We start from the raw sequence: 13,824 nt of genomic DNA on the forward strand, positions 1-13,824 counted from the left end.
ATGCGTAAAATGAACACCTGGGCACGCGGCCTGGACAAGAAATTCAAAACAGAAGGCCATGCCCCGCATGATGCGGCAACGCGTCTTACAACGGGTGATTACATCAAGCTGGGGCACACTCCCAAGTTCAAGCTCTCGCCGGACATGGCGTTCTACATGATTGGCTCCTGTTTTGCCCGGGAAATCGAAAAAGCCTTTCAGAGGGAGAACAAGCAGGTCCTGTCGCAAATCGGAGAACTGCCCGCCGCCTGCGACGAACAGCTCAATGGCGACAATTCCTCGATCATGACCAAGTTCACCACCCATTCCATGCTGGTGGAACTGGAGCAGTGCCTGAACGATAAGGAACTGCCCGGCAAAGGGCTGATCGAAGCCACCCCGGGCCAGTACTTCAATCCCCAGCTGCACCGCCTGCGCACCCTTGGCCACAGCGATGCCCTCGCCGTCTCCGAAATCGTCCGCAAATGCGTAAAGCGGATTCAGGATGCGGATGTGGTCTTTCTCACGCTGGGCCTGACGGAAGTCTGGTGGGACACCGAGCTGGACATTCCCATGAATGTCGCCCCCATTCACTGGAAGTTCGCGCGGGAAACCAACCGCTTCCGCTTTGTCAGCACGGATTTTGCCGAAAACCTGAAATCGGTCAGGAAACTGATCGAGCTGATCCGCGAAAAAAGCCGCAAGGACGTCAAGATCATCCTTACGGTCTCCCCGGTGCCGCTGAACCGCACCTTCACCGATCAGGACATCATAGTTGCCAATAGCTACTCGAAATCCACCCTGCGCACCGTGGCCCATGAGGTTCAGGCGCAGTATGATTTTGTCGACTACTTCCCGAGCTACGAATTGGTGACCAACAGCCCGCAGGATAAAGCCTGGCGCCATGACATCCGCCATGTGCAGTCCGACATGGTGCGGGCCGTTATTTCCACCTTCATCGAAACCTACATGGACTGAGTGGCCCGGGGCGCAGAACACGCCCCGCGGCCATCCTCAGCCGTCTTCGGGAAGGTCTGTAACCGTCACAGCGGCGGAGTGAAGAACGCCGGGATCGTCTCCCCCTTCTCCGCCGCCTGCAAAAACCCGCGCGCGGTGTCCAGCGCCTCGCGGATGGTCACATCCATGTCGAGATAGCGGTAGGTCGCCAGCCGGCCCACGAAGGTGACGCCGCGGGTCTCTTCCGCGCGCTTGACGTAATCGGCCAGCAGCGCCTTCTCCTTCACCTGGCGGATCGGGTAGTAGGGGATGTCGCCCGGTTCCGCCAGGCGGGAGAACTCGCGGTACAAGACCGATCCCTCGTGGCTTTCCCAGGGGCTGAAATGCTTGTGCTCGGTGATCCGGGTATAGGGCACCTCTTCCTCGCCGTAGTTCATCACCGCGCAGCCCTGGTAGTCGCCCTGGTGGGTGAAACGCTCGAAATCCAGCGTCCGGTAGCCGAGCCGGCCCAGCTCATAGCCGAAATAGCCGTCCAGCGGCCCGGAATAGAACACGTGGTCGTACCCTGCGCCCATACCGGCGGTGAATTCGGTCTCCAGCTTTACGGTGATGCCCGGATGATCAAGGATCTTTTCGATCATCGCGGTATAGCCGTTCTCCGGCATGCCCTGGTATGTGTGGAAGAAGTAGTTGTCGTCGTAGTTGAACCTGACCGGCAGCCGCTTCAGGATCGAGGCCGGCAGCTCGGAGGGGTGCATGCCCCATTGCTTGATCGTGTAGCCTTTGAAGAAGGCCTCGTAGAGGTCGCGGCCGACAAAGCGCAGCGCCTGCTCCTCGAAGGTCTCAGGCGTCTCGATCGAGGTATCGGCCTGTTCCTGCGTGATGAAATCATGCGCCTCTTCGGGGCGCAGGGTCTTGCGGAAGAACTGGTTGATAGTGTGCAGGTTCACCGGCAGCGAGAATACCTCCCGCTCGCCCGTGAGCCCGCGGGTGGTGGATTTCACCCGGTTCTTGTAGGGCTTGAAGGTCTCGAATCGGTTCACGTAGTCCCAGACCCCGGCGTCGTCGGTGTGGAAGATGTGCGGCCCGTAGACATGCACCATCACGCCGGTCTCCGCGTCGCGCTCGGTATGGCAGTTGCCGCCGGTATGGGGGCGGCTGTCCACCACGGTAACCTGATGCCCGGCTTCCGCCAGGTGCCGGCCAATGACGGCGCCGGAAAGCCCCGCGCCCACGCATAGAAAATTCATGTGGTCACCTTATTGTCTTCGGTTTGCGCCTCGCCCATGAGCCCCGCGAGGCGGCTGAGCTGCGCCCATACATCATCGATCCGCGCCTTCTGCCGGCGGCCGGCAGCGGCCTTGCCGTAGGTGGCGCCCGGCGCCTTGCGGAACCGGTAGTCATTGCGCCAGGCCTTGGCGTCTTCCAGCAGCGGCGGCACCAGCGCCGCGGCCGCCTCCCGCATCTCCGCCCGCTGCGCGGCGGTGAAATATGCCTCCGCGTCCAGAGACTGCGGCTTTGGCAGCGCGGCCTCCACAGCCCCGTCCAGCGCGTCAGCCATGAGGGGCTTGCCAAAAAAGGCGCCGTCCAGAGCCCGCGCATCCTCAAGAAAGCGCGTGCGGATGACCCCGGCGCTTGCCCGGTCAAGCCGCAGCTTGCTGCGGGGGCGGTCCGCGGGCTGCGCCTCCAGCGCCCGTCCCAGGGCGCCGCCCAAGGCCAGCCGCAGGGGTTTGGGCACCTCCCGGCGCATCCAGGCCTCCTGGATCACCCGCATGGCAGCGATCTCTTCCACCGACAGGGAGGCATTGGCCGCCGCGGGCGCATCCTGCAGCGCAAAAGGCGCCCCCTCGAGGATCTGTTGAAAGAAGTCTGCGACCGCATCCCCGCGGTGCAGTTCCGCGGGCACAAACGGGCGCAGGGTAAAGCGGCTGCCAAAGGCGCGCTCCCAGCGCGAAAATCTCGCAGTATACTCCAGAAAGTTGCGCCGCGAGACCTTTGCCGCGAACTCCGGCAGCGTGCCCAGGCTGCCGCCGGTCTTGACCCGGGTGCCATAGGCGGAAATCACCCAGGCCGCATGCGGCCGCACATAGGCCAGGACGCGCGCCCCCGCGGCGTGCTCCGGCAGGTGCGTCTGCAAGCAGCGCTGCAGCAGCTGCGGGGGCACCTTGGCAAAGAATTCGGCCGAGATCACGCCAAGGTCCGCCTCTTCCCGGCACGCCCATTCCCGTTTCTGCTGGAACAGCTTCCGGCGCCGCTCCGGCCTGCCGTCCTTCAACAGGGTATTGGCCAGTCCGGATGCATTGAGTTCCTGCTGCGGGGCGATGCTGACATGATCGCAGCGCCACGCCCGGTCAAACAGGGCGCGCTGGATCGAAGAAGTCCCGTTCTTGGGATCCCCGATGTGAAAAATGAGAGATTTGATCATGGTGCCAGCCGCTCCCGTTTGCCGCCCGCGGATATAATTGTGTCAGCTCCGCTGGCTGAAGGTCTTGCCCTCCAGCGCGCCCTCCGGCGCCAGCAGCAGGTCCGCATCCAGATCGAAGCGGCGGCGCAGGACCTGCCGGGCCCGGGCGGGGTCCAGCACCTGGCCGCGGTTCAGGTTGGAGATGCCGCCGTCGTTGTCGCCGTGCACCGAGCGCACATACATGATCCGCGAGGGATCCATGAAACAGGGGTAGAACATCGCCGCGTCCCGGTGCCCCTTCAGATAGTGATGGCCGATGTCTTCGCGCGGGCTGACAATGGTGTAGCCCATCGACAGCGGCACCCGGTCGCAGATGTCGATCAGCTGCGAGCCGCCCTTGCCGTCGTTCTTCCAGTAGACCCCGCGGGTGGCGCTCAGCACCGTGGGCTTCTGGATCATCCCTGCCTTGATCAGCCGCCGCGCGCGGCGGCGCAGGCTGGCGACAAAATCCACGGCCAGCGCATCGTCGTCATCCAGCCGGAACAGGCTGACATGTTCGGCCTGAGGGTCGATGACCTGCTCGAAGGCGCGCCGCACCGCGTCGGCCAGCGGCATCTGGGGCAGCGCCACGATGCGCACCCCGGGCACCCCCGAAACGATCTGCTCCAGGCGCTGGCGGTGTTCCGGCGGCATCCGCGCGGACACCAGGTAGACCACCGAAAAATCCCGGTCGCCCTGCGCCTGCAGCGAATGCGCGTTCAACAGCTCCAGCATGCGGAAGCGGAAGGCAATCCGGGGCTCCTCGAACAAGGCGCGCAGCAGCTGCGCCTCGTCCGGATGGTCCCGCGCCGCCTGGAACCGGTCGGACGCCGCATAGGAGAAGGGAACGATCCCGATAATCTGGTTCTTCAAAACTGTGCGATCCTGCGTCAAGGGAGTACCTGCCGCATCCTTGCTACCTGCCCCTCCCGGGTGCATCAAGAGCAATATCCCGGGCAGTGTTGCCGCGGCGCTATAGGCCGCCGCGGCGGCGCCCAACAACCTGCTGGAGCGGCGGCGCACAAGCCGCTATGAGAGAACCGGGCGGCAGGCCGCGCCCCAACCGATGACAGGGCACCGACAGCAGGGCACCGATGAAGAAATCAGCATATTCCCCTCAAGCGGCGGCGGCAGAAGCCCAGGAAACCGCCCGCACGATCCACCGCCAGCTGCAGGACGGGCAGTTCAGCCAGGCGCGCAAAACGCTGGAAACTCTCGGAAAATCCAGCCTCCAGGTGAAGCGCCGCCGGGTCCGGGCCCGGCCGGGCGAAGCGGTGCGGCTCAAACGCCCGGTCTTCATCTGCGGCTTGCACCGCAGCGGCACGACGCTGCTGCATGACTATCTCTGCGCCCATTACAGCGTCAGCTGCTTTCAATCCGTCAAAGTGCCGGAAAACGAAGGCCAGTTCCTGCAGGATGTCTACATGGCCGAGCGCCCGTTCGGCGGGCCGGGCGCGTTTGCCCTTTATCCGCAAATGCAGTTTGCCCCGCTGAAAAAACCCGCGCGGGCGCGCAAGACCGCCAGCCGGCTGCTGGCGCAATGGGACAGCTGGGCCAGCGGGGACTCGCCGGTGCTGCTGGAGAAATCGCCGCCCAATATCGTGCGCATCCCCTATTTCCGCAGCCTGTTTCCAGAGGCCCGCTTCATCGTCTGGACCCGGGATCCCCGGGCCGTCACCCTGTCCACCCGCAAGTGGCACAAGCTGCCGGTCGCGCAGCTCATGGCGCATTGGAACACCGCCTATATGAAGGCCTTCCAGGATCTTGGCGAGGATTGCATCCTGGCCCGCTACGAAGACTTCTGCGAAGACCCGGCCGGCACGGCAGAGCGGATCGCCGCCTTCTGCGGTCTTGAAAAACGCGCCGCCCCGCTGCCGGTGGCAGAGCGTTTCAGCGAAGTGAAGAATTCCAACGCCAAATACATTGCCGGGTTCCCCGGGAGCTACCGGACGCGCAACCTGGTCCGGGCCTGGGAATATTTCGGCTACTCCCTCTCCAACGACACCGGGACCGCCTCCAATGACTGACGCCGCAGCGCCGCAAGACCGCCCCATCGCCGTGCAGATCGGCTTCAACAAATGCGCCACCCTGTCGCTGACCCGGCTGTTCAACCGCAGCGGCGTCAACGCGCTGCATTGCAACTGGTCCAAGGGCAAGGGGCGGAAGGAAAAGCCGCCCTACCAGGCCAGGATCCACCGCAATCTGAAAGCCGGCAGGCCCGCCTTCACCGGGCTTGACCGGTTCTCCGGCTTCTTCGACCTGGAACTGATCCGCGCCAAGCGCCATTACGAGAACTTCAAGCAGTTCCAGGCCATTGCCGAGGCCTACCCGAAGGCGAAATTCATCCTCAACACCCGCGGCAAGGCCAAGTGGCTGCGCAGCCGCGCCCGGCATACGAACGGGCTCTACCTGTCCAAGCACATGGCGCTCCACAACGAGAGCGAAGAGCAGGTGTTTGCCCGCTGGGCGCGGGATTTCGACACCCACCACGCCAATGTCCGGGCCTATTTCGCGGACAAGCCCGGGCGTTTGCTGGAGTTCGACATCACCGCCGATCCCATTGCCAAGCTCACCGGTTTCTTCGCCCCGGACTTCACGCTCGACCCGGCGCATTGGGGGCATGCCCACAAGACCAGCGACAAAAGCTGGGCCCAGCAGGACGAGGACCGCTGGAGCAGCTTCGATTTCGCCCGCTTCGGCAGCTGATGCGGAGGCGCCGGTGATACAGGACCTGCTCATCCACACCGGAGACCCCAAGACCGGCACCAGCTCGATCCAAGCGGTGCTGAACGCCGGGGCCTGGCGCTGCGGCACGGCGCGGCTGGTGCCGCAGCAGCATCTCAACAATGCGCCGCTTGCCAATGCGCTGCGGCAGACCGCCGGGGCTGATTTTGTGCAGGCGCAGTTCGGCGGCCTCAGGGACTGGTTCAGTGCCAGCGAGGGCGGCACCGGCGTGATCTCCACCGAATTCCTCGCCCGGCGCAGCCCGCACCGCCTGCAGAAGGTGCTGGAGACCTATTTCCCCGGCCTGCCCGTGCGCACGATCTCTTATGTGCGCCCGCATGCCTCGCGCGCCGTTTCCGCCTATGGCCAGCGGCTGAAGACCGGCAGCTTCGACGGCACGCTGCCGGAGTTCTGCCGCTTCATCACCACCGTGCCCACGCTTTATTATGCCAGGCGGTTCCCGGCCTGGCGCGCGGTCTTCGGCAGCGGCATGATCCTGCGGCCCTTTGTGCGCAGCGCGCTGCGCGATGGCGATGCGGTGTCCGATTTCTTCTATCACGCCCTTGGCACCGGCGGTTTCGAGCTGCTGCCCCTGGAGACGGTCAACGAAGCGCTCTCGGTGGCGGAGCTGGCGGGGCTGCGCCTGGTCCAGCAGACACTGCGCGGGCAGGAGCTGGCGGACCACCACAGGCTGGCCGTCGGCGGCGCGCTGCAGCGCAAGCTGTCCGCTGCGCCCGGGCGCAGCGGCGAAAAACCCGCGCTCGACCAGGCCAGCGCCAGCCACCTTCTGGAGGCGTTCCGGGAAGACGCCAGGGCCCTGGACAGCCAGTTCTTCGGCCAGCCCGTGCTGGAAGAAGAACTGCTGCGCAGCCACCGCACCGCCTCCCCGGCGGCGCAGGATTTCTCTCCCGAAGCCCACTTCCTTCCCCGCCAGAGAACCGGGCTGGAGAACGCGGTCACCGGCATTGCCGCCCTGATCCGGAAAATGCCCAAAGCCTGGCGCCAGGAATACCAGGTTTCGGTTTCTCAACGCGATCCCGAAGATATCGAGAACCGCTCCCCGGCGCACAGCCAGAACGCAAAAGCGGTCTGGGAGCTTCTGGATGAAATCACCGCCATCCTGGCGCAGCCGAAAGCCGCCCGGAACGGGAAATTTCCTTTGGCGCTTCCGGAAAAAAACAGCTAGTCCATCCCCCAATATACACAATGCCCCTTCGAGGCCGCAGAACATCACAGGTACCCAGGTTGAAACGCACACTGATCCTTCATATCGGCGCCCACCGGACCGCGACCTCTGCCCTGCAGGAATATCTTCATGCCAATTTCGGGCAGCTTCAGGAAGAAGGCTTCCTCTACCCGTTCAAGGTCCGCCGCCACCTGAAGCTGATCAACAGCCTGTTCAGCGGCGAGCGCAGCCCGGCCGACGTGGCCCGGACCCTCACCGAGCGGGCCGGCAAGCGGCCGCATCCGATCCACACGGTGATCCTCAGCGACGAGGACATCTGCATGCGCCGCGACCTCTCCGTGCTGGCGGCGTTCCGCGAGTGGTTCGACGTCAAACTGGTCTTCACCCTGCGCCGCCAGGACAGCTGGCTGGAAAGCTGGTTCTTCCAGAACATCAAATGGCAATGGAACAAGAAGCTGAGCCATTGCACCTTCGATGACTTCATCGCGATGCGCGAGGATTTCCACTGGATCCACTACGACCGCTACCTGCGCCATCTGGAAACGCTGTTCGGCCAGGACAACATCATCCTGAACGTGCATGAGCGCGGCCAGATGAAGGGCGGCCCGATCGAAACCTTCTGCGACAGCATCGGCCTGACCGCCCGGGAGGGCTTCCGGGCCCCGGCCCATATCAACGAAAGCTTCTCGCCCGCGATCTCGGAATTCATGCGCTGCCTGCCGCTGGACGAGGCCCCCACCGGCTACCGCGGGGTGCTGACCCAGGCCTGCGCCGAAATCGACAAGGCCCTGAACGGCGGCGGCAAGAAACAGTCCGAGCGGCTGATGCCGCCCAAGCAGCGCGCCGCGGTGATGGCGGAGTATGCCGCGGGCAACCGCGCCGTCGCGCAGCGCTATTTCGGCCGCGAGGCGCTGTTCTTCGACCCGCTGCCCGGCGCCGATGCGCCGCTGGCGCGGATGCAGCTGCCCGCCGACAGCTACGCGCTGATGCGCGACCTTGTCACCCCGCTGATGCAGGCGGTGATTGCCCATCAGGCGGCTGAAAGGGCGGAACGGAAAGCCGAACAAGCCGAAAAGAAAGAATAGGCCCGCACGCCCCGGGCCCGGCCCCTGCGGCCGGCGCCCGGGTCTGCAAACGCGGCCCGGCCGGAAGGGCCGGGGCCTATTCCGCCGCCGGGCGCTCCGCTTCCGCCGCCGGGCGCGCCTGCCCGGCGCCGAGGCCCAGCTTGTCCTGCCAGTAGGCCTCGCTGGTCAGGCTGCCGTAGCGGCTGCGGTAGGCGGCGGCCAGCTGGTCATACGCCTTCAGGAACGCGCGGGCATTTGCGGCAAACCGCTTCAGCTCGCGCCAGGCGGCGGATTTGGAATGGCGCACGGTGTAGAATTTCGTGCGCTCCGCATTGAGGCAGGTGATTTCCGCCGCGCCCCAGACATGGCCGAGATGGCCGCGGTTCTGCGCCTCGAGCGTGATCTTGCGGCCGAAGCGGGCAAATCCCGGCAGCAGCAGCCCGTTGAGGCTGAGCTTCATCAGGTGCCGCCGCCAGGCCGCGGGCGGGTGGTGGCGCACCGGCGGCAGGCTGGTCTCCGGCGTCAGCTCCTGCCAGGCCTCGGCCCCGGTCAGCGCCTTGATCTCCGCCCGGCGCTGCGCCATGTCCGCGTTCCGGTCGAAGAACTCCGGCCCCTGCATCACATCCTCGACCGCGAGGTTGATCGCGGCGAGCGTATCGTAATGCATCCGCGGCAGGTTGCGCTGGAAGAACCAGAGCGCGATCTTCAGCACGCCCCTGGCGCCCACCTCCAGCTGCGGCAGGCTCAAATGATGCGCCATGTGGCTGCGCAGGTCCAGGTACCAGGTCTGCGGGCTCTCCTTGTCGGTGAAGCTTTCCTGATAGGAGACCACCCCGTTCAGCCGCACGATATTGAAGCGGTTGACCATCGAGAAGCTGACGTCATCGCCGCGCACGAAGAACGGAAACGCCAGGTGCTCCGCCTGCGCCACCGGGAAGGCGAAATACCACCAGCCGCCGTAAAGCCCTTCGGGGGCGGCGCCGGAAACCTCCCATTCCATATCCGCCATCTGCCAGAAGTCGCGCAGGTCGCAGCCCATGTGCTGCGGCTGGCAGCGGGTAAAGAAGCGGGCGCCGTTCTCCCACACCGCCCAGCGGTGCTGCTCGCTGATCATCGCGCCCGCCACCGCGGTGGCGGCGTCCTCGGCAAAGGCCAGCAGCATCCAGGTGCGCTCCAGGCTCTGCATGTGGATCGAGGCGTCGTCATCCATGAACAGGCAGTGCGAGGCGCCGCGGGCGCGGGCCTCCAAGAGGCCGCGGGTGAAGCCGCCGGCGCCGCCGAGGTTCTCGTTCGCAATCACCGTGACGCCGTCGCGCGGCGGCAGCTCCACCGACTGGCCGTTGTCGGTGATGATCAGCTCGACGCGGTCCTTCATCCAGGACGTCTCGCGGAAGGCGCAGAACCGCTCCGCCGTGCGCGCCACCGCCGCCTCGCGCTTGAAGGTGGTGACCGCCAGCGCCAGCTGCGGCTGGCGGCGCGGAGCGTCGGCGGTCTGCCAGGCGGCGTCCGCCAGTTCGGCTTCCGTCCCGATCGCCTGCAGCTCGAAGAACATCACCCCCTTGCCGCCGGGCGGCGGCAGCAGCGCGCCGAGGTCCAGCCGCACCGGGCCATCATCCAGCTCGACGATCCGGTCCAGCCGGTCCCAGGAGTGCTCGGGCCGGGCCAGGATGACGGTGACCGCAAAGCGGCCCCTGCCCTGCAGCAGCAGATACAGGCTCTGCAGGCCGCAATGGCGCTGCCAGGTGCCCGCGTTGAACAGGTTGAACCAGGTGTTGAACTCGGCCCGGCTGTCCTCGAAAAAGCGCAGGCCGCCCGCCTCCGCGGGCCCGGCCTTGCCATGCACCCGCACGAACAGGTCGCGCTCGGTGCACACGCCGGCCTCCGGCCACATCAGTGATTGCAGCGTGGTGAATTCCGCCGCGTCCGTTTGTTCCGCCAAAACCGTCACGCCCTACCCCATCAACTATCCCGGACTGCAGGCTGCATACTGGAGCAGCGCGGGAAAATAAATTGCTCATTGCCGCCCTGCAGCGGTTTCGCGGCCGCTGTGCCGTTCGGGGCGCGGGACGGCTCACCCCGGCATGCCCCGCAGGGGCGTTATCCCCGCATGTCCCGCAGGGGCGTCAGTTCAGCATCGCCTCATGCACCGCGATGGCCTCCTCCAGGTCGTCGAAATAGCGCATCCGCCCGCGCTCCAGCACGATGCCCGCATCGCAGTACTGGCGCACCTGGTTCATCGAGTGGTTCACCATGATGGCGCTGGAATGCTTCATCCGGTCGGCAAACACCGCGCTGCTCTTGCGCCGGAACGACCGGTCGCCCACCGCGGTCACCTCATCGACCAGATAGGTGTCGAAACGGATCCCCATCGAGGCGCCGAAGGTGAGCCGCGAGCGCATGCCGGAGGAATAGCTGCGCATCGGCATGTGGTAGAATTTGCCCAGCTCGGCAAAGTCATCGACGAAATTCACCAGATCATCGGTGTCGACGCCATAGATGCGGGCAATGAAGCGGACGTTCTCGGCGCCGGTCAGATCCTTGTGGAACGAGCCGCCCAGCCCCACCGGCCAGGAGATGCTGCCGTCCGTGACCACCCTGCCGCTGTCCGGGCGCAGGGTGCCGGCGATCATCCGCAAAAGCGTCGACTTGCCCGCGCCGTTGCCGCCCAGAAGCGCCAGCGACTTGCCCGCGGGCAGCGTCAGGTTCAGGTGGTCGATCACCACCTTGCGCTCGCCCTTGAGCCGGAAGCTCTTGGTCAGGTTCTCAAAGCGGATCATCCCGGGCCGCTGCCCCGCAGCATCCTGCCGCCAGGGGAGTGCGCAGCAAGGCCCGCAAGGCGCCCCTCCGCTGTCCCGGTCTCAGGCAACCGTCTCATCACACATGCCTCCTTACGCATATTCTCAGCTGCGGTCGCGGATCGAATAGAAGATCAGCGCCGAGATCGCCCAGGTCAGCAGCAGGAACAGCCCGGCCAGCCCCGAGAGCACGAAGCGGCGCGGGTATTCCGCCTCTTCGGCCGGGGACGGCTTGATATAGGTGGCGAGATAGCGGCTCTGGCGGGCGGCATCGTCGCGCGCCGTCTCCCGCGCGGTGAGCGCGGCGCGGTAGGCTTCCTCGGCATATTGGCGGTCCACCGTGAGGCGCTCGAACTCGGAAATCAGCGAGGGGTAGTCCTCGCCCACCGCGCCGGTGTCGGTATTGCTGGAGGCAAAGGTCTGGCGCTCGATGTCGATGCGCTCGCGGATCACCTCGATCTGCTGCTGCGCCTTCTTCAGCCGCAGATCGCCTTCGGCCACCGAGCCGCGCAGAAGGTCGTATTCGATCAGCGCCGCGGCCAGCTGCTGCTGCAGGTTGTTCATCACCCCCATGCGGCCCTGGATATCGGCCTCGGGGTCGACGATGCGGGTGCGGGTGCGGAACTGGGTCAGCGCCTCGCGCGCCGCCTTGAGCCGCTCCAGCGCCTCCGCCAGATCGGCCTCGGCATAGCGCATCGCATCGGCGCGGGCCTGATTGTTGAGCGCGTTGATGCGGATCTGGCTTTCCTCGACTACGGCCTGGGCAATCGCCTGGGCGGTTTGCGGGTCAAAGGCGGTGACGCGCACCTCGGTCAGCCCCGAGCCGCTGTCATAGGAGATCCTGAGCACCCGCTGCCAGTACCAGACCAGTTCCTCCAGGGTGGCGCCGGGCCAGAGCGCAAACACCCAGTCGTCCGGCCAGGGCCGGCTGTAATGGGCGCGCAGGTCGATCCGGGCGCTGACCGCCGCCGCCATTTCCTGGCTCTGGATGAACTCGTAAAGGATGTCGCTGTCCGAGGCGGCGGTATTGCCGGCAAAATTGGCCAGCCCGCCAAGCAGGTCGTTGGCGCCCGAGCTTTCCTGGCTGCGCACGGTGAAGCCGGCGGTGGAGGCATATTGGTCCTCGGCCACCGCAAACAGGTAGAACACCGCCGCCGCCAGCGGCGCCAGCACCATCAGCACGAAACTGGCGATCAGCCCGCGGTGGCGGCGCTTCATATGGGCCGGGCGGGCCAGCGGATAGGCCGGGGTGCCGGCAATCTGCGCTTCCAGGCCGGCCGCCTTGATCTCCAGCGCCGCCTGCGCCGCTTCGGCCGCCTGCACCTTGCGGCGCAGCTTCTTGAGCTTCTTGGGCGCCTTGCCGCCGCCCCGGCCGGCGCCTTCACCGGCCGCCTCACCGGCCGCCTCACTGGCACCTTCACCGGCCGTGCCGCTGGCCCCGCCGCCGGCGGCCGGCCCGGCCTGCTTGCCTGCCTTGCGGGCGGCCCTTGCAGCGCGCCGGCGCCGCGTCAGGGCATTCCGGGCTTCTGTGAGGTCGAGGGGGCCGGGGCTGTCCGGAGTGTCCGCGCGCTCCGGCGCGTCTGCGTCCTGCGCGTCTGCATCCTGCGCGCTGGCGGACGCGCGTTTGCCGGCGGCCTTGCGGCCGCTGCGGAATTGGACGGCAGCCTCCCTGCGCGCTGCCGGGCGATCTTGTGTCATGGTCTGCGTTTCCCAGCCTGCGGACGTTTGTAATTGCCTCGTGTTTCTTTCATATTATCGCCTGCACGGCGCATATTCACAATGGGGATTCATGACCAGCACCACGCCCGCAGCCACCGCTGCCCGGCGCCAAGGCCAACCGCCTGACGCCGCCGCCGCACCGCCCGCGGTGCCGCCTGCCGCCGTGCCGCCCGCGGCCGGCCCGGCGCGCCGCTTTGCCGCCCTGCGCACCATCGCAGCCCTGGTGCTGCGCGAGATGTCGACCCGCTACGGGCGCACCCCCGGCGGCTACCTCTGGGCGGTGCTGGAGCCCCTGGCGGCGATCCTCTTCCTCAGCCTCGGCTTCTCGCTGGTGATCCGCAACCCGTCGCTGGGCAGCAGCTTCCTGCTGTTCTACGCCACCGGCTACCTGCCGTTCGACCTCTACAACACGCTGGCCAATACCACCGCCCGGGCGCTGAACTTTTCCAAGCCGCTGCTGAAATTCCCGGCGGTGACCTGGCTGGATGCGGTGCTGGCGCGGTTCTTCCTCAACAGCCTGACCGGCGTTCTGGTGGCGATCCTGCTGCTCACCGGGGTGCTCTCGGTGATCGACAGCCGCACGGTGCTGGACCTGCCGCCCGCGGTGCTGGCAATGATGCTGGCGATGGCGCTCGGTCTGGGGGTGGGCACGCTCAACTGCGTGCTGATGGGGCTTTATCCGCTGTGGGAAGTGGCCTGGTCGGTGTTCACCCGGCCGCTGTTCCTCGCCTCGGGCGTCATTTTTCTCTTTGACGACCTGCCGCCGCTGGCGCAGGACATCCTGTGGTACAACCCGCTGATGCATGTCACCGGGCTGATGCGCACCGCTTTCTACCCCACCTATAGCGCGGCTTACGTGAACGTGACCTATGTGCTGCTCATCAGCCTGCTGCTGCTGGCGCTGGGGCTGGTGCTGATGGGGCGCTTCCACCGCGACATCCTGAACCGCTGAGCCGC

General features: G+C 66.1%; 12 protein-coding genes. 6 read left to right on the forward strand and 6 right to left on the reverse strand.

Annotation, left to right across the window (positions count from 1 at the left end; genetic code table 11):
* Nucleotides 1-957, forward strand: a complete 957-nt coding sequence (locus tag ACOHX0_RS19120) for a GSCFA domain-containing protein (protein WP_420678772.1) — start codon at nucleotides 1-3, stop codon at nucleotides 955-957.
* 65 nt (nucleotides 958-1,022) lie between these two features.
* Here ACOHX0_RS19120 and glf read toward each other — a convergent pair whose 3' ends face one another.
* The 3 genes from glf to ACOHX0_RS19135 are packed head-to-tail and all read right to left on the reverse strand — an operon-like array spanning nucleotide 1,023 to nucleotide 4,252.
* The gene (glf, locus tag ACOHX0_RS19125) at nucleotides 1,023-2,186 is read right to left on the reverse strand and encodes a UDP-galactopyranose mutase (protein WP_420678773.1); all 1,164 of its coding nucleotides are present in this window, start codon (nucleotides 2,184-2,186) and stop codon (nucleotides 1,023-1,025) included.
* Nucleotides 2,183-3,361, reverse strand: coding sequence for a hypothetical protein (locus tag ACOHX0_RS19130; RefSeq protein WP_420678774.1), 1,179 nt, complete (start codon nucleotides 3,359-3,361; stop codon nucleotides 2,183-2,185). Before ACOHX0_RS19130 ends, glf begins: the two co-directional genes overlap by 4 nt.
* A 42-nt stretch (nucleotides 3,362-3,403) precedes the next feature.
* Nucleotides 3,404-4,252, reverse strand: coding sequence for a glycosyltransferase (locus ACOHX0_RS19135; RefSeq protein ID WP_420678775.1), 849 nt, complete (start codon nucleotides 4,250-4,252; stop codon nucleotides 3,404-3,406).
* Nucleotides 4,253-4,473: 221 nt separating this feature from the next.
* Here ACOHX0_RS19135 and ACOHX0_RS19140 point away from each other — a divergent pair, with 221 nt between their 5' ends.
* From ACOHX0_RS19140 to ACOHX0_RS19155, 4 genes are read left to right on the forward strand one after another with little or no spacing between them, the layout of a single operon-like run.
* Complete coding sequence (locus tag ACOHX0_RS19140; RefSeq protein ID WP_420678777.1) at nucleotides 4,474-5,406, forward strand: sulfotransferase family protein; 933 nt, start codon at nucleotides 4,474-4,476, stop codon at nucleotides 5,404-5,406.
* Nucleotides 5,399-6,085, forward strand: coding sequence for a sulfotransferase (locus ACOHX0_RS19145; protein ID WP_420678778.1), 687 nt, complete (start codon nucleotides 5,399-5,401; stop codon nucleotides 6,083-6,085). Before ACOHX0_RS19140 ends, ACOHX0_RS19145 begins: the two co-directional genes overlap by 8 nt.
* A gap of 13 nt (nucleotides 6,086-6,098) precedes the next feature.
* Nucleotides 6,099-7,289 carry a hypothetical protein gene (locus tag ACOHX0_RS19150; protein ID WP_420678779.1) on the forward strand — a complete coding sequence of 397 codons (1,191 nt, stop codon included), beginning with the start codon at nucleotides 6,099-6,101 and terminating at the stop codon, nucleotides 7,287-7,289.
* A gap of 59 nt (nucleotides 7,290-7,348) precedes the next feature.
* Entirely contained in the window at nucleotides 7,349-8,374 is a 1,026-nt protein-coding gene (locus ACOHX0_RS19155) for a hypothetical protein (protein WP_420678780.1), read from the forward strand.
* A 76-nt stretch (nucleotides 8,375-8,450) separates the two neighbouring features.
* Here ACOHX0_RS19155 and ACOHX0_RS19160 read toward each other — a convergent pair whose 3' ends face one another.
* From ACOHX0_RS19160 to ACOHX0_RS19170, 3 genes are all read right to left on the reverse strand, one after another.
* Complete coding sequence (locus ACOHX0_RS19160; RefSeq protein ID WP_420678781.1) at nucleotides 8,451-10,292, reverse strand: glycosyltransferase; 1,842 nt, start codon at nucleotides 10,290-10,292, stop codon at nucleotides 8,451-8,453.
* 184 nt (nucleotides 10,293-10,476) lie between these two features.
* Nucleotides 10,477-11,130, reverse strand: a complete 654-nt coding sequence (locus ACOHX0_RS19165) for an ABC transporter ATP-binding protein (protein ID WP_420678782.1) — start codon at nucleotides 11,128-11,130, stop codon at nucleotides 10,477-10,479.
* A 123-nt stretch (nucleotides 11,131-11,253) separates the two neighbouring features.
* Nucleotides 11,254-12,846: a KpsE/RkpR family capsule polysaccharide export protein gene (locus ACOHX0_RS19170; protein ID WP_420678783.1), complete on the reverse strand. Its 1,593-nt coding sequence runs from the start codon at nucleotides 12,844-12,846 to the stop codon at nucleotides 11,254-11,256.
* Between the two features lie 91 nt (nucleotides 12,847-12,937).
* Between ACOHX0_RS19170 and ACOHX0_RS19175 the strand changes: the two genes are divergently transcribed.
* On the forward strand, nucleotides 12,938-13,819 hold the full coding sequence (locus ACOHX0_RS19175; RefSeq protein ID WP_420678784.1) for an ABC transporter permease: 882 nt from the start codon (nucleotides 12,938-12,940) through the stop codon (nucleotides 13,817-13,819).
* The last annotated feature ends 5 nt before the right edge of the window (nucleotides 13,820-13,824 follow it).

This window comes from Cribrihabitans pelagius (assembly GCF_048820915.1).
Taxonomy (GTDB): domain Bacteria; phylum Pseudomonadota; class Alphaproteobacteria; order Rhodobacterales; family Rhodobacteraceae; genus Cribrihabitans_A; species Cribrihabitans_A pelagius.